Consider the following 26,888-nt stretch of genomic DNA (forward strand, 5'->3'; position numbering starts at 1 on the left):
CGGCTCGACGCGGCCACGATGTCTAGCGCGCCGAGAGCGCCTTCAGCATCTGATCGATATCGACCCCGCCGAGGCCGAAATTCCGTTGGATGAGATCGTTCAGCCGCTCGGCCGTCAGCGCTACAGTGCGGCGGATCTGCTCCTCCGAATGCTCGCTGGTGATGAAGAAGCGCAGCCGCGCCATGCCCTCCGGAACGGCGGGATGGATGATCGGCAGCACGTTGACGCCGGCGGCGAGCAGATCGTTCGAGAGCTGTACCGCCCTGAGCGAATCGCCGACGATCACCGGCACGACCGAGTAACCGCCGCTCAAGCCCGTATCGAGACCGGCCTCCTTGGCGAGTTTCAGGAACAGGGCGCCGTTGCGCCTCAGTGCTGCGGTACGCTCCGGCTCCCCTTCGAGCACATCGAGGCTCGCCACGGCCGATGCGCCGAGAACGGGCGCCAGGCCGACGCTGTAGACGAACCCGCCGGCCGACGCCTTGAGGACGGCCGCCAGTGCCGCGCTGCCGGCGATATAGCCGCCGCAGCTCGACGTGGTCTTCGACAGGGTTCCCATCCAAATGTCGACCTCGTGCGGATCGACTCCGAAATGTTCGGCGAGACCCTTGCCCCGCCGACCCAGGACGCCAAGCGAGTGGGCCTCATCCACCATCAGCCAGAAGCCGAATTCCGCCTTGAGCTTCAGAAGTGCAGGCAAGTTGGCGACATCGCCGTCCATCGAATAGATGCCTTCGACGATCACCATGACATGGCGATAGTCGCCGGAAACGGTGCGCAGCACATGTTCGAGGTCGGCCGTATCATTGTGCTTGAACAGGCGGCGCGCGGCGCCTGAAAGCTTAATGCCGGCAAGAGCGCTGTTATGGATGAATTCGTCATGGATGACGAGGTCCTGCGGCCCCAGCAGACAGCCTATGGCAGCCACATTGGTGAGATAGCCGCTGACAAAACAGACGGCCGCCTCGACGCCGTAGAAGCGCGCGATCCGCTCCTCAAGCTCGACATGCACCGGTCGTTCACCTGCCACGAGCCTGCTCGCCGACGCCGAAATTCCAAAGGTTTCGATCGTCTCGCGCGCCTTGTCGAGCACGTGGGCGTGTTTGTTGAGCCCGAGATAATCGTAGGACGCGAAGTTGATGAGCTTGCGGCCGTCGATCACGGTCGTCGCGCCGGCGGCCGTCTGGTGCGCCCGATAGAACGGATTGCCGATGCCGAGCTGCTCGCTCGCGAACTTCTGCGCCTGCACCTGCTTAAATTCCGGCAGGTCTTCGAAGCGCGCCTGGTGGCGGCGCGGGGCAGGCGGCAACTCCCGCTCCGAGCGCGCCATGCGGTTGCGCTCGGAGGATTGATGAGTGTTCCTCATCCTGTCCAGCAGGTTCTCCTTTAGGCTGCTGTTCATTTTGGAGAAGGTCTGGCCGTTTCCGTCCTTGCTCATTGGCTCAGTGCTTTTTCCTTGACTGCTCCGATATGGCGTTGCGTCAGTTCGGTGACGAGCTTGTCGTCGGCCGGTTCTGCATCGCCGCTCTGATCGCGCTTGCTGACCTTTTCATACAGCTTGCGGGCCACGTCGCCGACGGTCGTGTTGTCGGCAACGCCGCTGAGCGGCATGTCGAAGCCGGTATTCTGCTGGAAGCTGATGCCGAGCTCGACCGCCATCAGGCTGTCGAGACCGATTTCCTTCAGGATCTTGCCGCGCGTCACCGTATCCTTGGCGACACGGAGAATGGCGGCGATCTCGCCGGCCACCAGATCGAACAGGATATCCTCGGCCTCCTGCGGCGACTTGCCCTCGATCATCGCCACCAGGTCCATCTTAGTACCCTCGGTGCCGGAGGCGTGCTGGTCGGCGCTGCGCAGGATCACCTCGAAGAGGGCGTTCTTGGCAACCGGCAAGTTGCGTGCCGCCGCCCAGTCGATCTCGGAGATCATCACCACGGCGGCATCGACGCTGCCCGGATCGGCGGCGATATGGCTTTCGACCATGTCGAGTGCCATCTGCGCCTTGAGCGCCGTCTTGCCGATGCGCTTGGAAAGAAGGTCGTTCACGTCGGCGTTCTGCGTCAGGTAACCCGCGTCGGCGATGGCGCCGAAGCCGACGGCCAGGCCGGCCAGCCCCTCGGCGCGCCGTGCGCGGGCGAGGCCCTCGAGATAGCCGTTGGCCGCGACGTAGTTCGCCTGGCCCGGATTGCCGACGAGGGTGGTCGCGGAGGAGAACAGGATGAAGTTGTCGAGCCGATCCTTCCGCGTCAGGCGGTCGAGCATCGCCGCGCCCTTCGCCTTCACCTCGATGACCGGTCGGTTTCGCTCGCGGTTGAGATTGCTGATCAACGCATCGTCGAGCACCATTGCCGCGTGCACGATCGAGCGCAGCGGCGCCTGCGCCCGAAGGTTCGCGAGGAGCGCTTCGACGGCAGCGGCGTCGGTTACGTCGCAGGCGTGGAGCGATGCCGTCACGCCGGCCTTTTTCCAGCGGTCGACCATCGCGCTCGTGGCGGCATCCGGCTGGCCGCGGCGTGAACAGAGGGCGATGTGGCGGGCGCCCTTCTCGACAAGCCAATTGGCGGCGACAAGGCCGAAGCCGCCGATGCCGCCGACGACCAGATGCATGCCGTCAGGATCGACCTTCATGCCGCGACGCGGCTTGGCGGCGATCTCGTGCTTGCCGGCGACCGGCGGCAGTACGACGATCTTGCCGATATGGCCGGCGTTCTGCATTAGCCGGAAGGCATTGCCGATCTCGTCGAAATCGAAGGCGCGATAGGGAAGCGGCGTCAGCCGGCCCTCGTCGAACAGCGAACCGATCTCCATGAAGATGCGCTTGGTCAGCTCCGGCTGGTTGACGAGGAGCTGGTCGGCGTCGATGCCGAAATAGCTGACATTGCGGCGGAACGGCCTGAGACCGATCTTGCTGTCCGCGTAATAGTCGCGCTTGCCGAGTTCCAAGAACCGCCCGAACGGTTTGACGAGGGCGAGACTCTGCTCCATCGCCTCGGCGAAGAGCGAGTTGAGGACAAGGTCCACCCCTTCGCCGCCGGTCACGGCGCGAACGTCATTGACGAAGCCGAGCGTCCGGGAATCGAAGACGTGGTCGGCCCCCAGCATCGTCAGGAACCGCCGCTTCTCGCGGGTTCCGGCTGTTGCGATGACCGTGGCGCCCTTCAGCTTGGCAACCTGGAGTGCGGCAAGACCGACCCCGCCGGCAGCGCCGTGAATGAGGATCGTCTCGCCCGCCCGAATCCGGCCGAGCTCGACCATCGCATAATAGGCGGTGAGGAAGGCAACCGGCAGGGTGGCGGCGGCCACCGGGCTGATCGTCTGCGGCAGCTTGGCGACGCCCGCCCGAGAGACAACGGCATGCGTCGAGAAGGCGGCTGAGGCGATCGCCATCACCGCATCGCCGACGGCGAGATCGTCGACGCCCTCGCCCACTTCGAGCACATGGCCGGAAAGTTCCATGCCGATCGTCGCGCCGGCAAAGCCGTCTTCGAGCGCCTCTTCCGGCAGCAGGCCCATGGCCCACATGACGTCGCGGAAGTTAAGCCCCGTGGCGGCGACGGAGACGACGATCTCACCCGGTCCGGCCCTAGGCACGTCGGTTTCTTCCCAGGCGATGCTGCTGACCTGGGAGCTGACGCGCTGGCGAATGGTCGCAGCCGGGAAAGCGCTGGTCTTGCCTTCGGTCTTGACTGCCGGACCGGCGACGGCCCGGATTTCCGAAATCAGTCCCGCTGCCCGATCGAGCAGCCATTCGCGGTTGGAGCCTTCAATGGTGAGCAGCGGCAGCGCCGAGGCAAGCAACTCCTCGCGGGTTACTCCGGAATGTTCGGAGAGGTCGAGCGCGTGAACGTCGAGGAACTCATACTCGTTCTGCAGCACGCGGACGAATGTCCACAGTCCCGAATTGACGCCCGAGCTTGCCGTCTGAGCCACCGGAGCGCCGCCCGGCGCCACCAGCACGAGGCGGGGACGCCCGGCGCCGGTCGGCTCCACGTTCGCGAGGCGCTGCTTCAGCGCTTCGGCAAAGGCGCTAAGCGCCAGCACCTGCGTCTGCAGCAAGTCGGAGTCGGCGTCGCCGGCGGGATCTGCCGTTGCAGAGACGAAAACCGCGCGGACCGGCTTTTCGCCGAGCCTGTCGAGCGCTGCCCCGAGCACGACGACGTCGGCAGCCATGTCGCCCGACACGACGACCGGAATGGCCTCGGCAGGACCGGAGCCGCGCGGTGCGTCTTTTTCGATCAGCAGATAGGGACCAACGCCAGACTCCCTTGCCATCGGCCTCGCTGTCGCGGTGCAGCGCGCCTCGATCAGGATTATATTGCCGTGCGGGCATTCGCGATCGCCGACGCTGACATCGTCAAGTTCGAGATCGGCCAGACATTTCTGCCAATGCGATACCGCGGCGAGCCTGCCGATCGGGAACTCCGCCGTCTGGCTGCGTTCGAACCAGCCGTCGGAGAGGCCGAGCGCAAAATCGCCGAAGATCGACGGAGCACTGACGGCGGCAACCAGCGCGCCGCTTTCCCGCAGCATCGAACGAAGCGCGGTGCGGACATCGGCTTCCTCTTCGATCAATCGATAAAGGTTGTCCGAAGCGCTGACGGCGAGATCGAAGGGTCCGATCCCGGCGAATTCGCTCTTCTTCAGAATGCGCACATGCGCGTCTTCCTCGAAAGCGATCTCGAGATTGCGTTGTGCATTGTCCCGCGGCTCGAGGACCGACAGGGTCGTTCCATGCCGTGCCGCCAGATCGGCCAAGCGCCGCGTGAAGCCGGCGGAGACGCTGCCGAACTCGACGATCCGCAGGCGCGCGCCGCCAACCTGTGCGGCGAGGGCGCGCTCGACCATGCCGAGGACCTGATCCATGCGCGAACGGCTTGCCACCGAGTGAACGGCCTGATGATCGAGCGTCGCCTCGCTGATGAAGCCGGCGTTGAAGGCCGCCGTTTCGCTCCCCGCCGCTCTGGCCAGCAACAGGTCGAGGCGGCTCAGCGCTTCCGCATAGGCGTTGTTGACCAGCACCGCTTCGACGGCGCGGTCGGGACGCTCGCCATAGAGTTCGCCGAGGATCTCCTCGACGGACGGCAGCGTGAACTCCGGCGCGATTTTCCAGCTGTCGTCCTGATGTTCGCAGAGCCCGGCATCCTCGAGCGCGTAGAGGCAGTTCGACAGGAAGCACTGGAAGGCGAAGTCGCCCGGCAGGCCGGCGACCTGGACCGCGCCTTTGCCACGCGCCAGCTTGAGCGCGATTTCATGACAGGCGCGATAGATCGCCGCGTTGAAGAGCAGCGTCGCGTTGTCGACGCCGCTTTCGGCGACCGATTCCGTCAGCTTCGCGGGCACCGCGCCTTTAAGTGTCGTGCCCGGCACGATCACATTGGACAGAACCGTCTCGTAGTGGAAGGACAGGCCGTCGAGCGTCTTGTGCTTGCGCAGATAGGTGCGGCGGAAACGACAATCGTCGAAATGCGCGATCGCTTTGCCGCTTGCGTCGAAGAAGTGGAATCGGGCCTTGATCGAATTGGCGCTGACACGGTCGATCTCGATCGTCGCGCGCGCAATCGGCGTGCCTGCATTGACGACGCGCACCGAACCGAAACGGACCGGGATATAGGGCGCGCCGCCCTTGTCGCCGGTGAAGCGGTCGAAGAGCGCGACCAGCCCGTGGAAGGTCGCGTCGACGGAGATCGGATTGAGCGCGTAGGTGACGAGGGGGTGCCCCGGCCCGGCCGGAGCCTTCAGCTCGACATCGACCAGCCGGTCCCCATACGCGATCGCCTTGGCGAGCAATTGGAAGCGTGGACCGTAGTCGAGCCCGAAGTGCCTGGCCGTGTCATAGGCCTTTTCCGGAGTGACGGTGCCGGTCTTGGCGAGACCGGAGAAGGAGGGCCGCGTTCCGTTGGCAACGGATATCGGCTTGCGGCTTCTAGCCACCGCATGCACCGTCCAGTCGTCCTCCGACAGGCGCTCGCGCGACCGGATCTCGATGTCGCCGGTTTCCGGCGACAGGATGGTCGAGAGTTCCATCATCCGGCTGTCGCTGAGCTCGAGCGGCCGGACGATCTCGAGATTGGTGATCTCGACCTCGTCGCTGCCGTAATATTGCTGCGCGGCGGAGACCGCCACCTCGATGAAACCGCTGCCCGGCAGGATCGCCTTGCCGTCGACGACATGTTCGGCGAGATCCGGGAAAAGATGGCCGTCGATATGGTTTTTCCAGCTGCCGCTATTGGGGTCGCCGCGCCAGCCGGTCAGGCGGTAGGGCTTGCCGGAGCGACCGAAAAGGTCGGTCGCGTCGGTGGTCGCCTGCGGGCGCAGTTCGACCGGTTCGAAGGGCAGGCTCGGCAGCTCGATGAAGGCGTCGCGCTTGCCATAGACGCGCAAGCCGTCGACCGCCGCACCATGGGCGACCGCCCGCGCCATCGACGCGGAGATCGGGTCCTGACCCCTCTCGCCGGCATCGCGAAGCAAGGTCGGCACGACAGTTGCCGGAACCGCCGCCTGCTTGATCGTCTCCTTGACGTAGGAGGCGAGGATTGGCCGCGGGGAAATTTCGATGAACAGCCGGCAGCCGAGCGCGAGCGCCGCATCGGTGGCCGCCTGGAAACGCACCGGCTCGCGGACATTCTTCCACCAATAGTCCGGATCGAGCTCGGTACCGTCGAGCGCGCTGCCTGTGACCGTCGACAGATAGGTCAGTTCCGTCCGGCGCGGGGCGATATCGGGGATATCGGCGAGGAACGCCTCTTTCGCCTGGTCGATGATCGGATGGTGGAACGGGTAGTTGATGTCGAGGATCTGAACCGGGATCTTCGCCTTGCGGGCGGCGTCGCGGAAGGCACTGACCTCCTGCGCCGGCCCGGAAATCGTCACCGAATTATGCGCGTTGACGGCTGCGACGCAGACTTCGCTGAGGCCGCGCGCCTCAGCAAAGGCGCTGGCCGCCTCTTCGCCGAGCATCACGGCCGCCATCGTGCCCTGGCCCGCCAGCAGGTCCTGATGCAGCGAGCGCTTGGCGACGATCGATACGGCATCGACCAGCGACAGGGCGCCTGCCGCATAGGCTGCGGCAATCTCGCCGACCGAGTGGCCGAACACCGCGGCCGGCTTGACACCCATCGCCACGAGCGAGTCGGAAAGCGCAGCCTGGATCGCAAACAGCAGCGGCTGGGCGACCTTGGTGTCGGCGAGCTTCTTGTCGAGCTCCGGATCGGTCAAAAGGTCCTTGAGATCGATTTCCGAGTGGAACTTGAAGAGCGCGCTGACCGAGGTGAAGGACTGGCGGAAATGCAGGTTTTCGCGGAAGGCGTCGACGCCCATGCCGGCCCATTGCGAGCCGTTGCCGGAGAAGACGAAGGCGACCTTGGCATCCTTGACCGGCGCCTCGCCGATTTCGCCGATATCGGAACCGGGATTTTCCAGCTGGCTGGCGATCGCCCGGACGATATCCTCGGGGTGGTCGCTGCGCGCCGCAAAACGGTGGCGCATATGGGTGCGGTTCGCACCCGAGGCGGCGATGATGGCGCGGGTCTCGTCCTTGGAAGCGCCCGCCAAGGCCGCCTTGTAGTCCTTGAGCAGGTTCTCGAGGCTCGTTTGCGTGTGGGCGCTGGCAAGGAACACGTGGCCCGCCGATGCCGCCTGCGTCCTTTCCTGCGGGACCGGATCCGGATCGCTGATGACGACATGCGCATTGGCGCCGCCGAAGCCGAAGGAGTTGATGCCGGCGAGCCGGGTGCGCTTGCTCTTCAGAAGCTCGATCGGATTGGCCGTCACGCGGACGTTGAGGCCCTCGAAATCGATATGTTCGTTCGGCGTGTCGAAATGCAGCGATGCCGGAAGGTAGTTGTGCTCGAGCGCCAGCACCGCCTTCAGCATGCCGAACAGGCCGGAGGCGGGCTCGGTGTGGCCGATATTCGACTTGATGGAGCCGATCGGCACCGGCGCGCGGCGCTTGGCGCCGATGACGGTGCCGATGGACCACACTTCGGCCGGATCGCCGACCTTGGTGCCGGTGCCGTGGCCTTCGACGAAGGCCACCTGGTTGGCGTCGATGCCGTTGCCGTCGTAGATGCTCTTCAGCAGATTGGCCTGCGCCTCGCGCGAAGGCAGCGAGATGCCGTTGGTGCGGCCGGCCGAGTTGACGCCGGAGGCGACAATCCTCGCATAGCTCCTGTCTCTTTCGCGGCGAGCGCGGTCGGAGCGCCGCAGCACGAAGACGACGCCGCCCTCGGCGCGGACATAGCCGGCGCCGTCATTGTCATAGGCGCGGCAGAGGCCCTCCGGCGACAGCATGCGCGCCTGGGCGAAGCCGACGAAGGGAAGCGGATGAGCGAGAATATTGACCCCGCCGACGATCGCCGTGTCGATCTCGCCGGCATTGAGCGCCCGCATCGCCTGGTCGAGCGCGACGAGCGAGGAGGAACAGGCGGTATCGACCGTCATGCTCGGGCCGCTCAGCCCGAAGACATGCGAGATGCGGTTGGAGACGATCGACAGCGTGTTGCCGGTCATGAAATAGGGGCCGGCGGCCGCCGGGTCCTCGACCGTCAGGTTGGCATGATCGAGGCTCGATGCGCCGATATACACGCCGACATTCTCGCCGTTGAGCGACGCGACCGAGATATTCGCGTCCTCCAGCGCGCGCCAGGCGAGTTGCAGCAGCACCCGCTGCTGCGGGTCCATATACATGGCCTCGCGCTGCGACATGCCGAACACGGCCGGGTCGAAATCGTAGATCGTGTCGAGAACGCCGGCGGCAAAGGAATAGGTCTTGCCCTGCATTCCCATGACCGGGTGCCAGAAGCGCGCCAAGTCCCAGCGGTCGCCCGGCACGCTGGAGACGGTGCACATGCCTTGACGGAGAATTTTGAAGAGCGCCTGCGGCGATTGCGCTCCAGGTGCCAGGCAGGCACGCCCTATGATTTCAACAGTCATGTATGATCGAACGCTCTGAGAACTGCCGTTAAATTGATCCAGTCAATCGCAACGTCAAACGAAAATTGCAACCGGCGATACTTTTGCTGGGCGCTTTTCCCCTTTTTTGTACCCCCTGCTGCATTAGGGAGCTTTTAACTGATAGGGCCTAGCTTTCAACCCCAAAGGACTAGATAAACGGCCTGCAATCCCCGTCCAACACAATTACGGCGACAGCTCGTAACCGTTTTCGAGGGCGGTATGGCCGGAAAGGCGCAGTGCCGAATATTTTGGCCCGCTTCACGGCGGGTGACTTGTTGTGGAACGGCGATTGTGCTTTTCAGGGACCGGCGGATTCCTGCCGGGAAGAATGCGGTGCAGATTTTTGAACGGAATCATCGCTGTGCCGAATACGGAGTATCGTAGTGAAACGAGTGACTGCCCTTCTGCTTTGTACCGCGCTTGCGGGATGTCAGGCTGTACCGGGCGAGGGGCCGCTGACCAGCGATATCGTCGCAGAAGCCGGCCAGTCGGGATCGCAGATCGGCAGGAAGAACGCCACCGTTTTCGACATCATTGATATCGATGGCCAGTCCGCGCGGCTCGTTTCCGAATATGTGGCGACGACGCTGAGCCGCCGCTTCGGCATCGGCGGTGGCGTCGGCCAGGTGGTGATCGGCGTCGGCGACCAGCTGAAAGTCACGATTTTCGAGGCGGGCAGCGACGGGCTGTTTTCCACAACGGAATCGAAACAGACGAGCATTGATCTCGTCGTCCAGCCGGACGGCAAGGCGGCGATCCCCTACGTCGGCTCCGTTCGCTTCGCCGGCCTGACGCTGGAACAGGCGCGCCAGGCGATCCTCGACGCCTTGAAGCAAAAGGCCGTCGAGCCGGACGTCATCGTCACCTCGACGTCGACCGCGTCGCGCATCGTCACCGTCTCGGGCGCCGTCGGCCGCCCCTCGGTGGTGCCGCTCAATCTTGTCAGCGAAACCATTAACGAGGTGATCGCCAAGGCCGGCGGTCCCTCGGCGCAGCCCTACGAGACCTATGTGACGCTGGTGCGCGGCAAGAAGACCGGAACGGTTCTCTTGAAGTCGATCATCGAGAGCCCGTCGGAAAACATCCATGTGAAACCGGGCGATCAGATCTTCGTCACCCGCGACCCGCGCACCTTCACGGTCCTCGGCCAGGTGCGCGCCAACCAGCGGGTCGAGTTCGGCGCCAACGACCTGAACCTGCTGGAAGCGGTGGCGCTCGCCGGCGGCGGGTCGGATCGGACCATCGATGCAAAGGGCTATTTCGTCTTCCGCTACGAGGAGCCGGACATCGTCATGAGTTTGCTCGGCCGGGAGCGCTTCAACACCATGCTGAGCAAGGGCATGCAGCCCGACAGGGTCGGCCGCTATCCGATCGTCTACCGCTTCAACATGACGAACCCGGACAGCCTGATCGTCGGACAGACCTTCCCGATCAAGAACCGCGATGTCATCTACGCCTCGCGCCATCCGTCGGTCGACATCACGAAGTTCATGGAGTTCATCGCGCGGCCGATCGGCATTGCGAATTCCGGCGTCAACGTGGCTGACAACATCAACGATCTCAACAATTGATGGCCGCGCGGGGGCAGTCCCCTGCGCGCCACGCTCCCCGCGACCGAAGCGGCACCGCCAGCAACATCCTTGGATCGATTGCCTTGATCGGCTTGCATGAGTTCGTGCCGAAGCGGCAGCGGCCGGCGAACATGCTTGCCGCCTCGCGCGTTCTGTGATTGATCTTGCAGGATTAAATCGATTTGCCGGCTCTGCCGGTCGGCGATCGCGAGGAGTGGCCCATGGCTGAAGACGCCCTGATCGTCATCGACATGCAGAACGACTTCTGCCCCGGGGGCGCGCTTGCCGTGGCGGGCGGCGATGACATCGTGCCGATCGTCAACCGCCTGATCGAAGCCGCGCCGCACGTCATCCTGACGCAGGACTGGCACCCGGCCGGGCATTCGAGCTTCGCTTCGAGCTATCCCGGCAAGGCGCCTTTCCAGACGGTGACGATGCCCTATGGCGAACAGACGCTCTGGCCGGATCACTGCGTCCAGGGAAGTCCGGGAGCCGATTTTCATCCCGGCCTGCGATGGACGCCGGCGGAACTGGTGGTGCGCAAGGGCTTCCGCACGGGCATCGACAGCTATTCCGCCTTCTTCGAGAACGATCATCGGACCCCGACGGGGCTTGCCGGCTACCTGCGCGAGCGCGGCATCTCCAAACTGTCGCTCTGCGGTCTGGCAACGGATTTCTGCGTCGCCTATTCGGCGCTCGATGCGGTTGCCCAGGGTTTTTCGACCTCCGTCGTGCTCGGTGCCTGTCGCGGCATCGATCTGAATGGATCGCTGGCCGCGATGACCGGGCGCATGCGCGACGCGGGCGTTGAACTGATCTAGCCGCGCCGGCGCAGGATCAATCGATCGCCGCGGTCCCATGGCGATCCAGAAGGAGCGAAGTCTCAGATGCCAAAGACCGATATCGCGCGGCGGGTCTATAACCACACCTGGAAGCTCGACCCGATCATCCGCAGCCTGTTGGACACGGACTTCTACAAGCTCCTGATGCTGCAGATGATCTGGCAGCTCTATCCGGATGTCGACGCGACCTTCTCGCTGATCAACCGCACAAAAACCGTGCGGCTTGCCGAGGAAATTGACGAACAGGAACTGCGCGACCAGCTCGATCATGCCCGCACCCTGCGCTTCACCAAGAAGGAGATGATATGGCTAGCCGGTAACACATTCTACGGCCGCAAGCAGATCTTCTCGCCGGAATTCCTCTCCTGGCTCGCGAAGTTCCGCTTGCCCGAATACGAGCTGTCGCGCCGCGACGGCCAGTTCGAGCTGACCTTCCGCGGCCGCTGGGTCGAGACCACCATGTGGGAGATCCCGGCGCTGGCGATCATCAACGAACTGCGCTCGCGCGCCGCGATGAAGGGCCTCGGTCCCTTCACGCTCGACGTGCTCTATGCGCGCGCCAAGGCCAAGATGTGGTCGAAGGTCGAGCAACTGCGGCACTATCCGAACCTGCGGATTTCCGACTTCGGCACCCGCCGCCGGCACAGCTTCCTGTGGCAGCGCTGGTGCGTGGAGGCGCTGAAGGAAGGCATCGGCGCCTCTTTCTCCGGCTCGAGCAACGTGCTTCTCGCCATGGATAACGATCTCGAGGCGCTCGGCACCAACGCCCACGAACTGCCGATGGTGGCCGCAGCCCTTGCCCGCAACGACCGGGAGCTCGCCGCCGCCCCCTACAAGGTGCTGCAGGACTGGAACCAGCTCTATGGCGGCAATCTGCTGATCGTTCTGCCGGATGCCTTCGGAACCGCCGCCTTCTTGCGCAACGCGCCCGACTGGGTGGCGGACTGGACCGGCTTTCGGCCCGACAGCGCCCCGCCGATCGAGGGCGGCGAGAAGATCGTCGCCTGGTGGAAGAAAATGGGCCGGGATCCGCAGGACAAGCTGTTGATCTTTTCCGACGGGCTCGACGTCGACACGATCATCAAGACCTACCGCCATTTCGAGGGGCGCGTGCGTATGAGCTTCGGCTGGGGGACCAACCTGACCAATGATTTCGCCGGCTGCGCGCCGACCGAGATCAGCGGCCTCAACCCGATTTCGATCGTCTGCAAGGTCAGCGAAGCCAACGGCCGTCCGGCCGTCAAGCTGTCGGACAATCCGCGCAAGGCGACCGGCGACCCGGCCGAGGTGCAGCGCTATCTGAAGTTCTTCGGAACGGAGGATTTCGTCGAACAGAGCGTCCGGGTGTGAGCAATGATCCTAAAAAAGAAACCGGCTGAGCCGGTTTCAAGAAGGAGTGCGATTGTCCACCATCGCGGCATCATACTAATGGTTGAAATCTTAAGCTTCCGTTATCGGCGGACGGCAAGCTGAGGTTAGCACCCGCGGCGATCAAAAAGCGGCGCCGCGATGTCGCAATTATATGACTTATTGGGGTCCCTCACTATTTTCTTGTATTTCCCCCAGAATACCCCATGATGCGCCCATTGAGGTACACCTTGGGAGGGGTTCGTGCGTCAAGCCTATTCGCCTGATGACGTCGACGTCATGCGCGGAGCACTCGATGTTTGGTGCGCCCTGCACAATGTCGGCAAGGATGGAGCAGAGGCCAACAGAGCCGCCCGCCGCATCCTCGACTTGATGGACAGGAGGAAGTGCTCCTGCGACGAGCTGCTTGCGCAACTCGGAGATTTCCGCCCGGAGCCGCGCCAGCGCGCCTTCTAAGACCCAGCGACAGCATCATCCAGCGTTCCGTGCGGCTGGTTGGACGGAGGCGGGCGTGTGCCTTCAGAGACCGGTCAGCGAAGCGCGCGGGTCGAAGCATCGCGTCGCCTACAGTGCCGTGTATCCTTTAGACGTCACAGTACGCGACTCTCGGCAATTGGGACGGTGGTGGCGGCTTTTCCGCCCTCATCCCTGTGCTTGTCACAGGGATCCAGCAGCGCTGCGTCGGCGGCGCGCAAGAGTCTTTCAGCCAAGGACTTGGCTGGCTGGATTCCTGTGACAAGCACAGGAATGAGGGTCGAAGGTGGGGCACGGCGGTACCACAATCGAAGAAGCGCAGCAGGTTGCTGTCGCGCACTGCGACCGTCACCGCGGGATCGACGAGGTGATCTCGCCGGAGATGGCGGCGTTCGCCTGTATCCTGTGCTGCGTTAGCGCGACATGGAGAATGCCGGATACTACGATCGACACGACGAGAACGGCGATGGTGGCGCCGAGCCCCGATTTGATCATCCCCATGTCCTCCAGGAAGGCGTGAATTGCCGCTGCGGCTGTCAAAGCGTGAAATGGAGATATTCCTGTGGCGGCGACCCGGCTGTTCCCCGAGTAACGGTGGATATGGTTAACGATGTCTTCACGGGGTTGGCGGGCGGTCTGCAACAATCATGCGGCGCCACCATGTTTTGGACATGTTTCTGGCAACCACTCGCCGGCCGATGCGTTCTGCGCATGGGTGATAGATCGATCGAGAGCACGGATGGCGCAAAGCGATGCCGCGTCGAAGATTGGCCCGGAGGACCAGGGGCCGGAAGAAGCCGTGCCGAGCCGAGATCACCCGGGCCGCGCGGATGGCGACGCATTTGCAAAAACCAGGAGAGCATTCGCCGGGCTCGGCCGTGCGCTGATGAGACTTGGCCGGGCGCTTGGGGAGGAAGTGCCGGTTGCGGCCCGTCGGGCCGGTGAGAAATCCGGCGCTGCCGCGCGCGACGCCCTAGAGCGGCTGCGGCGGAGCTCGAGCAGCAAGGCCGAAGCCGCCGGTTCGGCGGGCAGATCAGCCGGCCAATGGCTGAAGGCGCGGCGCGGCGCGGCAACCGAAGACCGCCCGGCCTTACCGAAGCGTCCGGCCGGCCGTCGCGCTATCCTGCTGCGGAGCGCAGCGGCGGCGGCCGTAACGTCGTTCGTGCTGCTGGCCGTCGTCTTCGCCTGGGCGCTCCGCGATGTCCCCTGGAACGAAATCGCCGAGGGCTCGCTGAAGCCGGTCGTCGTGCTGGAAACCGCCGACGGCAAGCCTCTGGTGAGCCAGGGGCCGTTCCAGGGATCCTACGCGGCGCGCGCGGATTTTCCGCCGCACCTGATCGAGGCGGTGCTTGCCAGGGAGGACCGACGCTTCTATGAGCATTCCGGCATTGATCTGAGGGGCATCGCCCGGGCGCTCTACACCAATCTCGGCGCCGGCGAGGTCGTGCAGGGCGGCAGCACCATCACGCAGCAGCTGATCAAGATCCTCTATCTCGAGCGCGACCGCACCTGGAAGCGGAAGATCCAGGAGGCGGTGATCGCCTTCTGGCTGGAGCGCAAGCTCGGCAAGGACGAGATCCTCACCCGCTATCTGAACAATATCTATCTCGGTGCCGGCGCCACCGGCGTGCCGGCGGCGGCGCGCATCTATTTCGACAAGGAGGTCTCGGCGCTTTCGATCGGCGAGTCGGCGATGCTGGCGGCGATCATCCGCGCCCCCTCGCAGCTCAATCCGCTCACCAATCCGGAGGGCGCCCGCCAGCAGGCGGAACTGGTCCTCGATGCGATGGTCAAGGGCAACCGGATCACTCAGGATGAGGCGAAGGTCGCCCGCGCCGACTTCGGCAAGCTGCAGCCGACCAGCCCGGCGGTCCGCTCGGGAAGCTGGTTTGCCGACTGGATCATGCAGGACGCCCGCGAGCTCGCCGGCCCCTATCGCGGCACGATCAAGGTCAGGACCACCATGGTGCCGCGGCTTCAGGCGATCGCCGAAAAGGTCGTCGCTGACGCGCTGAAACGCGAGGGGACCAAGGCGGGCGTCTCGCAGGCCGCCCTGGTGGCGATGACGCCGGAGGGCGCCGTCGTCGCCATGGTCGGCGGCCGCGACTATACCAAGAGCACCTTCAACCGCGCCTTTTCGGCGATGCGCCAGCCCGGCTCGGCCTTCAAGCTGTTCGTCTACTACGCCGCCCTGAAGCGTGGGCTGACGCCGTTCGACCCGGTCGAGGATGCGCCGATCGAAATCAACGGCTGGTCGCCGGAGAATTTCGGCGGCGGCTATAGCGGCGTCGTCAGCATTGCCGAGGCCTTTGCGCGGTCGCTGAACGCGGCGACCGTGGCGCTCGCCATGGAGGTCGGCATCGACGAGGTCATCGCCTCTGCCCGGGAACTCGGCATCGACGCCAAGCTTGCCGACACGCCGAGCCTCGCGCTTGGTTCCTCGGAGGTGAACCTGCTCGACCTCACCGGCGCCTATGCTTCCGTCAGGGCCGGCCGGGCGCCGATCGAGCCCTGGGGCATCGAGTCGCTCCATGCCGAGGGCCAGCCGCAGGCCTTCCGCGTCGGCCCTTCCAGGGAGGCCACCACCGATATCAGCCAGTACCGATCGGATCTCGTTTCGCTCTTGCGGCTCGTCGTCGAGCGCGGCACCGGCCGCGAGGCCGATATCGGCATGCTCGCCGCAGGCAAGACCGGCACCAGCCAGAACCACCGCGACGCCTGGTTCGTCGGCTTCACCGAACCACTGATCGTCGGCGTCTGGGTCGGCAACGACGACGAAACGCCGATGAAGGACGTGACCGGCGGCAAGCTGCCGGCGCGGATCTGGAAAAACTTCATGACCGCGGCACTGGCCGAGGGCACTCCGCAGGAGCCGGGTGCACAAGTGGCGGGCTCGGCGCCAGCTTGCAACTTCCGCGCCTGTGCCAGGGCGTATCGGTCGTTCCGACCGGATGATTGCACGTTCCAGCCGTATTACGGACCGCGGAGGCTTTGCGAGAAGTAGAGATCGAAGGGCGGCGCAGTGCCGTGCCTGAAGTGTCTTCGGTCGGTTGAGCTTCTTCTGTGCGCCCAAGTCCAAGCTCAGAAGACTGATCGTGTCCAGGTGGGGTGAGGCAGTGAAGCTTAGTGCAGTCTTCCGTGTTGAGAAGGTGTCACGACACTTCGCTAAGCGACGCGCGATCATGCGCTACGCTCTGTCTCGCTTCCCTCGTCCAATTCCTGGATTGGCAGAAAGCCGTATCCGTGTAGCCACTCGCGAATGATGAGTCGGATTATCGATTCTCGCGTCATCTCAAGCAATTCGCAGGCGAGGACGAGCGCCAACTCCACGTCGTCGTCATCGAACGTCCGCCTATCCACGTTTTCGGTGTGAACCATTGTCGCCATGACTGCCCCTACTACTACAACCTCACAGACTAAAGGTTCTCACAGCACACGTTACAGTCAAGGATTACAGGCCCCTTCAAAGGGGTAGAATATGCCGCTAAGCCGTTGGAAAAATTGGGCTAAGACCTTTGTCGCGGTCTCCTAAGACTAAGGTCCTAAAGTCCCGTGCGCGCGGGCACAAGTCGCCGAGGCAACAGGCGACCTATTGAACGCAGTCAAAGCTAATAAGGCCGGGCGGGCAAAGCGGCACTCACACGGGACGGGGCCCAGAGGCGCGGAGCTAACCCGAGTCCCAGACCTGCCGGAGGGTATACGGCGATGCTCTGGGTCCCGCGTGGCGCACACCGGAGGGGGATTATTCTCCGACGTGGTAACTGCGCATTCTGCTCCCCCGTTTGGCCTTGAGAAAATCTCCCAAATCGGCGGCGGAAAGTACATCTTGCGGGCTGCTCGATGTGCGTCCTGGCACATGCGAATTACTGAGGGATCCGGCGGGAACCTTTTGCGCGACAATACGTTACGCTCCGCTCATCCTGGCCTCAACCCGGGAGCCGTGCCGCTCTGCAAATACGATGATTTTATTGAGAAAACTGGTGCTGCTAGAGAGATTTGAACTCTCGGCCTCTCCCTTACCAAGGGAGTGCTCTACCCCTGAGCTATAGCAGCATCCGGCGGCGTTTCGAGTACGCCGCAGCAAGCGAGGGGCCTATTGCCATAGCTTGCGGGAGAGCGCAAGCCGCATTTCGAAGTTTTTGGTCGGGTTGGGACATGCCGGCATGCGGCAGGCCCGGTATCGGATCGCAAATGCCGCTGGTTTCAATAGGTTGGGCTAGATCGTGGCTGAAAATTCGCCTTTGTTTTTTCGCATTTCTCTCGGTCCGAAATCCTCTTGCTGCTTCCGGGGCGCCCGCTTTTGCGCTAATCCATGATCATGCAGAACGACGACGACAAGGAGCGCGCGCCGGGGCCGCGAAGCGGTGTTGAGAAGGGCGTGAACGAAGCCGAGGCGAGGCGGCAGCGGCTGGCGAAGACGCTGCGCGACAATCTCCAGCGCCGCAAGCAGCAGGCGCGGGCCCGCCGGGCCGGCGACGCCGACGAGACATCCGGGCTGCCCGCCGCAAAATCGGACGAATCGGAAGATTAATGCATGTCGCCCAAAAGTGTGCAGCGGTTTTGGGATGACGGCATGCATGAAGGAAAGTGGCGGCGGAGGACGAATACCGCACACCCTGCGGGCATCCGCTTTCTTGTCGACACGCATTTCAAGGCACTTCTAATTTCGCGGCATCTCCAATAAGAGACGCCCTTCAGCAACACCGGAATTTCAAGAAAGCGGGCGGCGCCCGTGCGAGAGGTCTCATGGATCGCATCAGGATCGTAGGCGGAAATCAACTCCACGGGGTCATCCCCATTTCCGGCGCGAAGAATGCCGCTCTGCCGCTGATGATCGCATCGCTCCTGACCGACGATACGCTGACGCTCGAAAACGTGCCGCATCTCGCCGATGTCGAGCAGCTGATCCGCATCCTCGGCAATCACGGCGCCGACATCTCCGTCAACGGCCGGCGCGAGCGCCAGGGCGAGAGCTACGCCCGCACCATCCATTTCACCAGCCGCAACATCGTCTCGACCACAGCCCCCTACGAGCTCGTATCGAAAATGCGGGCGAGCTTCTGGGTGATCGGGCCGCTGCTTGCCCGCGAAGGCAAGGCGCGCGTCTCGCTGCCGGGCGGCTGCGCCATCGGCACCCGGCCGGTCGATCTCTTCATCGAGGGCCTGGCGGCGCTCGGCGCCAATATCGAGATCGACGGTGGCTATATCGACGCCACGGCGCCGGAAGGCGGGCTTACCGGCGGGCGCTATGTGTTTCCGAAGGTCTCCGTCGGCGCCACCCATGTGCTGATGATGGCGGCGACGCTTGCCAACGGCACAACGGTGATCGGCAATGCGGCGCGCGAGCCCGAGGTCGCCGATCTTGCCAAGTGCCTGAACGCCATGGGCGCGAAGATCACCGGTGCCGGCACCGGCACGATCACCATTGAAGGCGTGCGCTCGCTGTCGGGCGCCCGCCACCGGGTGCTGCCCGACCGGATCGAGACGGGCACCTATGCCATGGCCGTGGCGATGACCGGCGGCGACGTGATCCTCGAGGACACGGATTCGAGCCTGCTCGCGACCGCGCTCGAGGCGATCCGCCGCACCGGCGCCGAGATCAGCGAGACGAACAGCGGCATCCGCGTCGTGCGCAACGGCGCCGGCATCCGGCCGGTCGATATCGTCACCGATCCCTTCCCGGGCTTCCCGACCGACCTGCAGGCCCAGTTCATGGGCCTGATGACCAAGTCGAGCGGCGTTTCCCATATCACCGAGACGATCTTCGAGAACCGCTTCATGCATGTGCAGGAACTGGCGCGGCTCGGCGCGAAGATCTCGCTGTCCGGCCAAACGGCGAAAATAGAGGGCGTCAGCCGCCTGAAGGGCGCCCCGGTAATGGCGACCGACCTGCGCGCCTCCGTGTCGCTGGTTATCGCCGGGCTTGCCGCCGAGGGCGAGACGATGGTCTCGCGCGTCTACCACCTCGACCGCGGCTTCGAGCGGCTGGAAGAGAAGCTGACGCGCTGCGGCGCCCATGTGGAACGCGTCAGCGATTGACCCGGATGCATGTCGCCCAAAAGTGTGCCGGTTTTGGGATCACGACATGCACAAAAATCCCGCGCCTGAAACCGTTGCGGTTTCGGGCGCGACGTCTTATGTCCTTTGCGACCACCTGCTTATATGTGGGGCCATGAATGGGACGGGATGGATCGCATGGATGCTTTGAAGCTGCTGGCACTCGACGAGGAAGACCTGGGGGTCGTTTCCGCTCATGTGCAGGACGCAGTCTTCAAGGTGGCCGGCATTCATTATGATCCGCGCCGTCGTCAGTTTTCCCTCGTCATCAACCGCTTCGTCTGGGAGAAGGCGGAAGGCAAGCGCAAGAGCTTCGAGCGGCGCCGCGCCCTGCTGCTGTTCAAGTGTGTCACCGCCGTGCGCTCGCTCGGCTTCGACCGGACCGACATGGAAGCGGTGCTCGATCTGCTGGCGCTGCGCTTCCTGGTCAAGGGGGAGGGCCCCGAGGGCACGGTCGAGATCGTGCTTGCCGGCGATGCCTCGATCGCGCTCGATGTGGAATGCATCGAGGCGCAGCTTGCCGATACCGGCGGGGCGTGGGAAACCGCGTTCAGGCCGCGCCATCCCGAAGGCGACTGAGCAGAGGCCGCACCACCAAGAGGATCATCGCATTGGCAATCCGGTTGAACTTTCTCGACAGCGGCTTCGAACGTGACTTCGCCGCCTTCCTGACGACCAAGCGGGAGGTCTCCGAGGACGTCAACGCCGCCGTGCGCGCCATCATCGACGACGTGCGGGCCCGCGGCGACGCCGCGCTCGCCGACTATTCCGCCCGCTTCGACGGCGTCGATTTCGTCGTCGCGCCGATGGCGGTCAGCCCGGCCGAGATCGACGCGGCGATCGACGCGGTCGCCCCGGAGGTGCTCGGCGCGCTCAAGGTCGCGGCGACCCGCATCGAGGCGCATCACCGCCGGCAGCTGCCGAAGGACGATCTATACGAGGATGCCATGGGCGTCGGCCTCGGCTCGCGCTGGACGGCGATCGATGCGGTCGGGCTTTACGTTCCGGGCGGCACCGCCAGCTATCCGAGCTCGGTGCTGATGAACGCGCTGCCGGCCAAGGTCGCCGGCGTGCCGCGCATCGTCATGGTCGTGCCGACAAGGGGCGGTGCGATCAACCCCGCCGTGCTGTCGGCGGCAAGGCTTGCCGGTGTCGAGGAAATCTATCGTATCGGCGGCGCCCAGGCGATCGCGGCGCTTGCCTACGGCACGGAGACGATCCAGCCGGTCGCAAAGATCATGGGCCCCGGCAACGCCTATGTGGCGGCCGCCAAGCGGCAGGTCTTCGGCACCGTCGGCATCGACATGATCGCCGGCCCCTCCGAGGTTCTGGTGATCGCCGATGGCGACAACGATCCGGATTGGATCGCCGCCGATCTGCTGGCCCAGGCCGAGCATGATGCCGGCGCCCAGGCGATCCTGATCACCGATGACGCCGCCTTCGGTGCGGCGGTCGAGCAGGCGGTCGAGCGCCAGCTGAAGACGCTGCCGCGCGCCGAGACGGCGGCGGCGAGCTGGCGCGATTTCGGTGCCGTGATCCTGGTGCCGGACCTCGACAAGGCGGTGCCGCTCGCCAACCGCATCGCCGCCGAGCATCTGGAGCTGGCGATGGCTGATCCGGATTCGGTGGTGCCGAAGATCCGCAATGCCGGCGCCATCTTCATCGGCCGCCACACGCCGGAGGTGATCGGCGACTATGTCGGCGGCTCCAACCATGTGCTGCCGACGGCGCGCTCGGCGCGCTTCTCCTCTGGCCTCGGCGTGCTCGACTATATGAAGCGGACCTCGATCCTCAGGCTCGGGCCCGAGCAGCTGCGCATTCTCGGCCCGGCGGCGATCGCGCTTGCCAAATCGGAAGGGCTGGAGGCCCATGCCCGCTCGGTTGCCATCCGCCTCAATCTCGAGGACGCCGGATGAGGGCCGATCGCCACTTGCGCCTCTGCGATGTCGTGCTGGACGAGACGATCGGCCGCTCGACGCCGGACGTCGAGCACGAGCGCGCGGTTGCGATCTTCGATCTTTTGGAAGAGAACCTGTTCGAGCCGGTCGGCCACCCGGGCGGTCCCTATCGGCTCAATCTGTCGCTGGTCGACTCGAAGCTCGTCTTTGCTATCTCGACCGACGGCGGCGATGCGGTTGCCACCCATATTCTGTCGCTCACCCCCTTTCGCCGCATCGTGAAGGACTATTTCCTGATCTGCGAAAGCTATTACGAGGCGATCCGCACGGCGACGCCGAGTCAGATCGAGGCGATCGACATGGGCCGCCGCGGCATCCACAACGAGGGCTCGCAGACGCTGATGGATCGGCTTTCCGGCAAGATCAGGCTGGATTTCGACACGGCGCGGCGCCTTTTCACCCTGGTCTGCGTGCTCTATTGGCGCGGCTGACGGAGGCGGAGATGAGCGGCATCGCCGAGCCAGGATCGAAGATGCCCCGCTCGATACTGTTCATGTGCGGCATGAACGCGATCCGCTCGCCGATCGCCGAGGCGCTCGCCAAAGCCGCTTTGCCGAAGGGAACCTATGTGGCCTCGGCCGGCGTGCGGCAGGGCGAGCGCGACCCCTTCGTCGATGTGGTCCTCGAGGAGATCGGCCTGTCGATCGGCCGCCACCAGCCGCGCACGCTCGAAGAGCTCGAAGACGACTACTTCGACGTGATCGTCACGCTGGCGCCGGAGGCCCATCACAAGGCGCTGGAACTGACCCGCTCGATGGCGGTGGACGTCGTCTACTGGCCGACGCCGGATCCGACGGTGGCGACCGGCACGCGCGACCAGATCGTCGGCGCCTATCGCGCCGTCAGGGACCACCTCGCCGGCCTGATCGCCAGCCGGCTCGCCGGCCGCGAGAAGGTCGGCTGAGGGCCGGCGCCCTTCGCTTTTGCATGGATGAAAGCGACAGCGGCAGCGCAGGGTAGAATTCAGGAAAAAACGGGCATCAAGGCGGGTTCACAAATCCATGGCGATTGTGTAGTTTCCGGCAAATTTTTCAAGGATGCGTGGCGCATCCGCTCTTGAACATGAGAAAGCATCATCCTTTATGGCGAAAGAAGAAGTCCTCGAATTTCCGGGCGTGGTCACCGAATTGCTTCCCAACGCGACCTTCCGCGTGAAGCTTGAGAACGACCATGAGATCATCGCCCACACGGCCGGCCGCATGCGCAAGAATCGCATCCGCGTTCTCGCCGGCGACAAGGTGCTGGTCGAGATGACCCCCTACGACCTGACCAAGGGCCGCATCACCTACCGCTTCAAGTAAGCGTTAGCGGCGGTAACCTCCGGGATTCGCGGCTCGTTTCCATGACAGTCACCCAAAAGCTGATATTGGCCTCCGGATCGCCGCGTCGCGTCGAACTCTTGGCGCAGGCCGGCATCGAGCCGGTGCGCCTGCTGCCGATGGACCTCGACGAGACGCCCAAGCGCGCCGAGCACCCCCGCTCGCTCGCCCGCCGGCTTTCCGCCGAGAAGGCGAAGGCGGCGCTGGCGGCGATCAAGGGAGAGCCGGGCTGGGACGGGAGCTACATTCTCGCGGCCGACACGGTCGTCTGCGTCGGCCGCCGTATCCTGCCGAAGCCGGAGCTCGTCAGTGAAGCGTCGAGTGCGCTGCACCTTCTTTCCGGCCGCAGCCATCGTGTCTATACCGGCATCTGCCTCGTTACGCCGGATAGGACGCTCCGCCAGAAGGTCGTCGACACCAAGGTGCGCTTCAAGCGCCTTTCGGGCCTTGACATCGAGACCTATCTCGCCTCCGGCCAATGGCGCGGCAAGGCCGGCGGCTACGGCATCCAGGGCATCGCCGGAAGTTTCGTCGTCAAGCTCGTCGGCTCCTACACCAATGTGGTAGGCTTGCCGCTCTACGAGACCGTCAGTCTCCTCATCGGCGAGGGGTACGACGTCCACGGTCGCTGGCTGGAAGGCTGAAGACAGGTGAGCGGCGAAGGCAAGAAGAAGAGTTCGAATGTCGAACCCCTGCGCCCGACTCGGCCCTGCCCGGAATGCGGCCGCCCGTCGGTGCGCGAGCACTATCCCTTCTGCTCTGAGCGCTGCCGCAACGTGGACCTCAACCGCTGGCTTTCCGGCTCCTACGCCATCCCCGTCGCCGACGACGAGTCGAAGGCCGACGACGACGAGGATCGCTGACAGCGCGGCGCAAGGCGCCGAAGCCTGCTCCGATCCTGCTGAATCCCTTCGCTTTTCACGGCTTTTCCACGCCCCGGGGATTTCCTTCGAAAAAGAGTCATTTGGTGCTGGACACCGCCGAACAAGATGCTATAACCCCGCTCGCTTCCGGGGCGAACCAAGCGCCCCGACGGTTTCGAAAGCGAAAGCCGCTGCCGAAGGCAGGATGCCCGGATAGCTCAGTTGGTAGAGCAGCGGATTGAAAATCCGCGTGTCGGTGGTTCGAATCCGCCTCCGGGCACCATTCAGTCCTCCCCAAAAAGCACAGTCTATCCCATCTTAGAATTGTCGCGACATTTCCGCGAGATAGCCGATATTTTCGTCGAGTGAACGGGCATTTTCTCTGGCTTTCGCGTCTCATTCTCTGCTTTTGGCCGCCCGGTCTCAGAAGGCCATTCCCGCCCGCCAAAATAATTTTTATTTTGGCTGCCATTTTTCTTGCGACTGTTTCCCTTGTCCGGTCCGCGGCGTTCCTTCAGCCGTCTTGGCTGGCGACCTGGCGGACCGTGAAGGCGAGACGATGCAAAAGCCTGCGGCCCGCTTCCGACGCCGGAGGCGAGCCGCGATGTTCCGCTGGTGATGCTGCGATGTGATCGTCAGGCGCTTAACAAGGCATGCTGCTCCTGTCAGCTCATCGGCATGCCCAGAATGCGGGTGAGCTTGGCGATGGTGAGATCGGCGGCCTGCTGGCCCGTCAGGATTGCTTCGGTGATCCGGGGCGAGAGGAAGGCCATCGGCAAGACGCGGCTGATGTCGGGACCATGGACGCCCAGTCGCTTGGCCACTTCGGTGTGGGCTGCGCCCGAGCCATCGGTCAGCGCTTCGAGATAGAGATGCGCTTTGGCGATCAGGCCGATCAGCATCGGATCCTTAGCCATGCCGATTTCGGGTCCGCCGTCCGCAGGGCAAATGCCGCAGGCCGGTCCGGCAGCGGAAACAACCCAACCATCATCATCTGTGAGCGCGACACCCAGCCCCTGCGCTGGGCGACCATTTCGTTTTGGTTTGCATGCCCGCTCATAGCGGCATCGTGTCTACGGCGAGTGAACCACACAAATTGAGGAAGTCCCTCCTCCTGTGGGCCATCGACGAGGTTTGGTCCCCGATCGCAGTCCGCGTCAACCGGAGCGCCATGCACACGCGTCTGAAGGTCCAGGAAACGACAATCTCACCGGAGCCGCCGACGAGCTCGCGCGGATGCTGGCACTTCCCGACGCAAAAGAAGTCAGCGCTGAGCAGCTGTCCTACGCCGCAAGATGCAGGCAAAGGTCGATTCTGCAGAGCCCACGCAAGAGGAGCAAGCGGCATGACTATCCAGCACCGCCCCGTCGACATCGAGGCCGCCTCGAAACTTTGGAGGGATGATCTTTCCGCCTCGCAGATCGCAAGTCGCTTCGGTGTCAGCCGAAACGTGATTGTCGGGATCGCATTTCGAAATCGCGCGTTTTTCCCGGAGAAACAACGATCTAGGAGTACGAGGCCCGAAAAGGCCGCATGCCCTCCAAGGAAGGTTGAAACGCGTAAGCTGTACACGCCGCACGAGGCAGAGCCAATCCCGGTCTCCAATTACGATGCGAAGCGTTTGCCATATGCCAAGCATCTAGTGGATTTGCTTCCCGGCGAATGCAAGTGGCCCCTCAACAACGGCGGGCCCTACCTTTTCTGCGCGGCCAAGACTGCCGGGAAATACTGCCAACACCATCAATCCAGATCCTTATCTACCTACCGCACCAAGAAGCAGAGGTGATCATGCTGGCGAATTGTTGCGCAGCGTCAACACTGACGAACGAGGGACAAGCATGAAGAGATCACGTTGGTATGCGATCAGGGTTGCACCATGTCATCAGCGGATGGCCGCAGCGGACGGCCGCCTGCCGGAAAGCCGGCGCATGGAGTCGATCATCGAGCGGAACTGCCGCAAGGATGGCGTCGACATCTTCATGCCGTCTTTCCACGCCGAGCTTAAGCACCATCGGACGAACAAGATCATCCAGAAGCGCTTATTGGCCGGACCGCCGAGAAAGGCGGTAGGAGAGCGCCCAAAATTCAGGTCGCGGTCTCCGGAACTTGTTTTGAACACAATCGGCACCTATACACCCGTGCATCGGCATTGCTATGAGCGCTGAAATGACTCGCCGCTCGCAGTTGCCGCATCGCTTTCGACTTTTGACCACGGATGTACTGGCACTGGTTTGGTAAGCGGTGATGAGGAAGGTCGGTGCGGTTTCGCCCCGGCCTTTTTTGTGTCTAGGAGATAAGCCCCGGCGTTTCGCGCGCTAGCTCTTAGCAGTCGACGCTACAACGAAGTCGATTGCAGTTCCAACCGTTGTAATGGCGTCAGCCGCTTCTTCTGGTATTTCGACATCAAACTCGTCCTCGATCATCATCACGATCTGAGCGAGTTCGAGAGAGTCAGCGCCGAGGTCCTCGACGATGGACGCATCATCCACAGCGAGGGCAGCATCTACGCCCAATTGCTCGATGATGATTTCCCTTACGCGGCCAGCAACTTCGGCTCTGGAGTTTCCCATCGGTGTCCTCTCTTGGTGTGAGGCGTCACGCGAAGGTAATCCTGAAATTTCCATCGTCTAGGCCTTCTTCGCGTTTCTACCAACTCATCGGACTCCCTCCCTGCCGTGAAGAGCGGGGCCTGTGTCACTCTTCCCACAGCATTTCCATGATCTCGTCGGGTGACTCTTGAACCTGGTGCGTCACGCAGGTCCCGCTGTTGGCGACGAAGGTGAGGGTGGTTCGCCGCTGTCCTTCTACCCGCTGGAAGTGCGTGACATTGTCCATGTTGATGAAGATAGGTCCATTGTTGTCGTGCAATTTGAGCCACATGAGTTTGTCCTCTTCGAGCGTAAAGCTTCCGTCGAAGTATAGCAGGGGCAACTAATGAACCCTATCTCGTCAATAAACTGAACGCTTTCGACGTATGATTGGGTCGTGCTCGTCAAGCGCGATGGCGAAGGATCGTGGTGCTTTGATCTTGTTTTGGCTAGGCCAGCTTCATAAGACGGTCGCTGTCCAAATCCAATTCAGAGGCCATCTTTTATGCAACTCGCCTATCTCGCCGTCTCCCCATCATACTCGGTGGTGACGAAGGTCCTAAACCCAAGGACCAACAGGAGATCGCAATAAACGGCGCCTGGTCGAGGTAAGTTCCACCTTCATGTCGGCGTAGAGCAGCCCGGTAGCTCGCCAGCCTCGGTGCTGAACGAATGGGCAGCCAAGGGCTATCGGCTCGATCAGGTGGTCCGCAGATGACCTACGATTGGTTGCTGATCTTCGTCTTGCTTAATTGGTCGGCTTCACAAGCGAGATGACCCGCGGCTTTGACGGCGCGTCCAGCCATTCAATCCAAGTGTCTCGTTCCTCGATCGTGTCGAAGAACCGCCAGAGCTTGTACTCTTCTTCGGTAGTATCCAGCATCTCGCCAACG

Annotated in this window: 22 protein-coding genes, 2 tRNA genes and 2 pseudogenes; 18 read left to right on the forward strand and 8 right to left on the reverse strand. The window is 63.5% G+C overall.

All coding sequences use genetic code 11. The features are described from left to right. Positions 1-22: 22 nt before the first annotated feature. Positions 23-1,438: an aminotransferase class I/II-fold pyridoxal phosphate-dependent enzyme gene (locus tag CO656_RS10175; protein ID WP_097525633.1), complete on the reverse strand. Its 1,416-nt coding sequence runs from the start codon at positions 1,436-1,438 to the stop codon at positions 23-25. Continuing rightward, a complete protein-coding gene (locus tag CO656_RS10180; protein ID WP_097525634.1) occupies positions 1,435-8,934 on the reverse strand; it encodes a type I polyketide synthase in 7,500 nt (2,499 codons plus the stop codon). Before CO656_RS10180 ends, CO656_RS10175 begins: the two co-directional genes overlap by 4 nt. Before the next feature lie 404 nt (positions 8,935-9,338). On the opposite strand from CO656_RS10180, the gene CO656_RS10185 reads away from it, so the two are divergent. The 4 genes from CO656_RS10185 to CO656_RS10200 all read left to right on the forward strand — a co-directional run bounded on the left by CO656_RS10185 (position 9,339) and on the right by CO656_RS10200 (position 13,192). Beyond that, the gene (locus CO656_RS10185) at positions 9,339-10,526 is read left to right on the forward strand and encodes a polysaccharide biosynthesis/export family protein (RefSeq protein WP_037425932.1); all 1,188 of its coding nucleotides are present in this window, start codon (positions 9,339-9,341) and stop codon (positions 10,524-10,526) included. 221 nt (positions 10,527-10,747) lie between these two features. Continuing rightward, complete coding sequence (pncA, locus tag CO656_RS10190; protein WP_097525635.1) at positions 10,748-11,347, forward strand: bifunctional nicotinamidase/pyrazinamidase; 600 nt, start codon at positions 10,748-10,750, stop codon at positions 11,345-11,347. A gap of 66 nt (positions 11,348-11,413) precedes the next feature. Further along, the gene (gene pncB, locus CO656_RS10195) at positions 11,414-12,718 is read left to right on the forward strand and encodes a nicotinate phosphoribosyltransferase (RefSeq protein ID WP_037425925.1); all 1,305 of its coding nucleotides are present in this window, start codon (positions 11,414-11,416) and stop codon (positions 12,716-12,718) included. Between the two features lie 261 nt (positions 12,719-12,979). Next, positions 12,980-13,192, forward strand: a complete 213-nt coding sequence (locus tag CO656_RS10200; protein ID WP_037378445.1) for a hypothetical protein — start codon at positions 12,980-12,982, stop codon at positions 13,190-13,192. 366 nt (positions 13,193-13,558) lie between these two features. Here CO656_RS10200 and CO656_RS10205 read toward each other — a convergent pair whose 3' ends face one another. Next, a complete protein-coding gene (locus tag CO656_RS10205; RefSeq protein ID WP_082912172.1) occupies positions 13,559-13,705 on the reverse strand; it encodes a hypothetical protein in 147 nt (48 codons plus the stop codon). Between the two features lie 244 nt (positions 13,706-13,949). On the opposite strand from CO656_RS10205, the gene CO656_RS10210 reads away from it, so the two are divergent. Continuing rightward, positions 13,950-16,214 (forward strand): PBP1A family penicillin-binding protein, encoded by a 2,265-nt coding sequence (locus tag CO656_RS10210; protein ID WP_097525636.1) that lies wholly within the window; start codon positions 13,950-13,952, stop codon positions 16,212-16,214. Between the two features lie 176 nt (positions 16,215-16,390). On the opposite strand, the gene CO656_RS30760 is transcribed toward CO656_RS10210, so the two are convergent. Both CO656_RS30760 and CO656_RS10225 read right to left on the reverse strand, forming a co-directional pair. After that, entirely contained in the window at positions 16,391-16,597 is a 207-nt protein-coding gene (locus CO656_RS30760; protein ID WP_050988378.1) for a hypothetical protein, read from the reverse strand. A 591-nt stretch (positions 16,598-17,188) separates the two neighbouring features. Next, positions 17,189-17,263: transfer RNA gene (locus CO656_RS10225), tRNA-Thr, on the reverse strand. 259 nt (positions 17,264-17,522) lie between these two features. On the opposite strand from CO656_RS10225, the gene CO656_RS10230 reads away from it, so the two are divergent. The 10 genes from CO656_RS10230 (at position 17,523) to CO656_RS10275 (ending at position 23,690) form a co-directional block, all read left to right on the forward strand. After that, positions 17,523-17,741 (forward strand): hypothetical protein, encoded by a 219-nt coding sequence (locus CO656_RS10230; protein WP_097525637.1) that lies wholly within the window; start codon positions 17,523-17,525, stop codon positions 17,739-17,741. Between the two features lie 215 nt (positions 17,742-17,956). Then, positions 17,957-19,249 carry a UDP-N-acetylglucosamine 1-carboxyvinyltransferase gene (gene murA, locus CO656_RS10235; RefSeq protein ID WP_097525638.1) on the forward strand — a complete coding sequence of 431 codons (1,293 nt, stop codon included), beginning with the start codon at positions 17,957-17,959 and terminating at the stop codon, positions 19,247-19,249. A gap of 156 nt (positions 19,250-19,405) precedes the next feature. After that, positions 19,406-19,846 (forward strand): DUF2948 family protein, encoded by a 441-nt coding sequence (locus CO656_RS10240; protein WP_097525678.1) that lies wholly within the window; start codon positions 19,406-19,408, stop codon positions 19,844-19,846. A 32-nt stretch (positions 19,847-19,878) separates the two neighbouring features. After that, entirely contained in the window at positions 19,879-21,183 is a 1,305-nt protein-coding gene (gene hisD, locus CO656_RS10245) for a histidinol dehydrogenase (protein ID WP_097525639.1), read from the forward strand. Then, positions 21,180-21,656 carry a UPF0262 family protein gene (locus tag CO656_RS10250; RefSeq protein WP_097525640.1) on the forward strand — a complete coding sequence of 159 codons (477 nt, stop codon included), beginning with the start codon at positions 21,180-21,182 and terminating at the stop codon, positions 21,654-21,656. The genes hisD and CO656_RS10250 overlap by 4 nt, the downstream gene beginning before the upstream one ends. A gap of 11 nt (positions 21,657-21,667) precedes the next feature. Further along, positions 21,668-22,129 (forward strand): low molecular weight phosphatase family protein, encoded by a 462-nt coding sequence (locus tag CO656_RS10255; protein WP_037425909.1) that lies wholly within the window; start codon positions 21,668-21,670, stop codon positions 22,127-22,129. A 178-nt stretch (positions 22,130-22,307) separates the two neighbouring features. After that, entirely contained in the window at positions 22,308-22,526 is a 219-nt protein-coding gene (gene infA / locus CO656_RS10260) for a translation initiation factor IF-1 (protein WP_014327290.1), read from the forward strand. Positions 22,527-22,567: 41 nt separating this feature from the next. Continuing rightward, positions 22,568-23,188, forward strand: a complete 621-nt coding sequence (locus CO656_RS10265) for a Maf-like protein (RefSeq protein WP_097525642.1) — start codon at positions 22,568-22,570, stop codon at positions 23,186-23,188. Between the two features lie 6 nt (positions 23,189-23,194). Then, entirely contained in the window at positions 23,195-23,407 is a 213-nt protein-coding gene (gene yacG / locus CO656_RS10270) for a DNA gyrase inhibitor YacG (protein ID WP_037425901.1), read from the forward strand. 207 nt (positions 23,408-23,614) lie between these two features. After that, positions 23,615-23,690: transfer RNA gene (locus tag CO656_RS10275), tRNA-Phe, on the forward strand. Between the two features lie 382 nt (positions 23,691-24,072). Here CO656_RS10275 and CO656_RS10280 read toward each other — a convergent pair. Continuing rightward, entirely contained in the window at positions 24,073-24,324 is a 252-nt protein-coding gene (locus CO656_RS10280) for a hypothetical protein (protein WP_097525643.1), read from the reverse strand. Between the two features lie 188 nt (positions 24,325-24,512). Here CO656_RS10280 and CO656_RS30765 point away from each other — a divergent pair. From CO656_RS30765 to CO656_RS30770, 3 genes and pseudogenes are all read left to right on the forward strand, one after another. Then, positions 24,513-24,756: pseudogene (locus tag CO656_RS30765) on the forward strand (hypothetical protein); the annotation flags it as partial. Beyond that, positions 24,753-25,193: a GcrA family cell cycle regulator gene (locus CO656_RS10290; protein WP_097525644.1), complete on the forward strand. Its 441-nt coding sequence runs from the start codon at positions 24,753-24,755 to the stop codon at positions 25,191-25,193. The pseudogene CO656_RS30765 and the gene CO656_RS10290, both read left to right, overlap by 4 nt. 52 nt (positions 25,194-25,245) lie before the next feature. After that, positions 25,246-25,446, forward strand: a pseudogene (locus tag CO656_RS30770) (hypothetical protein); the annotation flags it as partial. Positions 25,447-25,722: 276 nt separating this feature from the next. On the opposite strand, the gene acpP reads toward CO656_RS30770, so the two are convergent. Beyond that, positions 25,723-25,977, reverse strand: a complete 255-nt coding sequence (acpP, locus tag CO656_RS10300) for an acyl carrier protein (RefSeq protein ID WP_097525645.1) — start codon at positions 25,975-25,977, stop codon at positions 25,723-25,725. Positions 25,978-26,101: 124 nt separating this feature from the next. After that, positions 26,102-26,287, reverse strand: coding sequence for a hypothetical protein (locus tag CO656_RS10305; protein ID WP_037425977.1), 186 nt, complete (start codon positions 26,285-26,287; stop codon positions 26,102-26,104). Positions 26,288-26,888: the final 601 nt, after the last annotated feature.

Source organism: Sinorhizobium sp. FG01 (assembly GCF_002531875.1).
In the GTDB taxonomy this organism is placed as follows: Bacteria; Pseudomonadota; Alphaproteobacteria; order Rhizobiales; family Rhizobiaceae; genus Sinorhizobium; species Sinorhizobium fredii_C.

Bases quoted from the DNA above. Each gene is read 5' to 3' on its own strand.
- CO656_RS10240 (WP_097525678.1), top strand. From the start codon at position 19,406: ATGGATGCTTTGAAGCTGCTGGCACTCGACGAGGAAGACCTGGGGGTC.
- pncA (WP_097525635.1), top strand. From the start codon at position 10,748: ATGGCTGAAGACGCCCTGATCGTCATCGACATGCAGAACGACTTCTGC.
- acpP (WP_097525645.1), bottom strand. From the start codon at position 25,977: ATGGGAAACTCCAGAGCCGAAGTTGCTGGCCGCGTAAGGGAAATCATC.
- murA (WP_097525638.1), top strand. From the start codon at position 17,957: ATGGATCGCATCAGGATCGTAGGCGGAAATCAACTCCACGGGGTCATC.
- CO656_RS10230 (WP_097525637.1), top strand. From the start codon at position 17,523: ATGATCATGCAGAACGACGACGACAAGGAGCGCGCGCCGGGGCCGCGA.
- CO656_RS10280 (WP_097525643.1), bottom strand. From the start codon at position 24,324: ATGGCTAAGGATCCGATGCTGATCGGCCTGATCGCCAAAGCGCATCTC.
- CO656_RS10175 (WP_097525633.1), bottom strand. From the start codon at position 1,438: ATGAGCAAGGACGGAAACGGCCAGACCTTCTCCAAAATGAACAGCAGC.
- CO656_RS10265 (WP_097525642.1), top strand. From the start codon at position 22,568: ATGACAGTCACCCAAAAGCTGATATTGGCCTCCGGATCGCCGCGTCGC.
- CO656_RS10205 (WP_082912172.1), bottom strand. From the start codon at position 13,705: ATGATCAAATCGGGGCTCGGCGCCACCATCGCCGTTCTCGTCGTGTCG.
- CO656_RS10255 (WP_037425909.1), top strand. From the start codon at position 21,668: ATGAGCGGCATCGCCGAGCCAGGATCGAAGATGCCCCGCTCGATACTG.
- CO656_RS30760 (WP_050988378.1), bottom strand. From the start codon at position 16,597: ATGGCGACAATGGTTCACACCGAAAACGTGGATAGGCGGACGTTCGAT.
- CO656_RS10210 (WP_097525636.1), top strand. From the start codon at position 13,950: ATGGCGCAAAGCGATGCCGCGTCGAAGATTGGCCCGGAGGACCAGGGG.
- infA (WP_014327290.1), top strand. From the start codon at position 22,308: ATGGCGAAAGAAGAAGTCCTCGAATTTCCGGGCGTGGTCACCGAATTG.
- CO656_RS10290 (WP_097525644.1), top strand. From the start codon at position 24,753: ATGACTATCCAGCACCGCCCCGTCGACATCGAGGCCGCCTCGAAACTT.
- pncB (WP_037425925.1), top strand. From the start codon at position 11,414: ATGCCAAAGACCGATATCGCGCGGCGGGTCTATAACCACACCTGGAAG.
- CO656_RS10250 (WP_097525640.1), top strand. From the start codon at position 21,180: ATGAGGGCCGATCGCCACTTGCGCCTCTGCGATGTCGTGCTGGACGAG.
- CO656_RS10180 (WP_097525634.1), bottom strand. From the start codon at position 8,934: ATGACTGTTGAAATCATAGGGCGTGCCTGCCTGGCACCTGGAGCGCAA.
- CO656_RS10305 (WP_037425977.1), bottom strand. From the start codon at position 26,287: ATGTGGCTCAAATTGCACGACAACAATGGACCTATCTTCATCAACATG.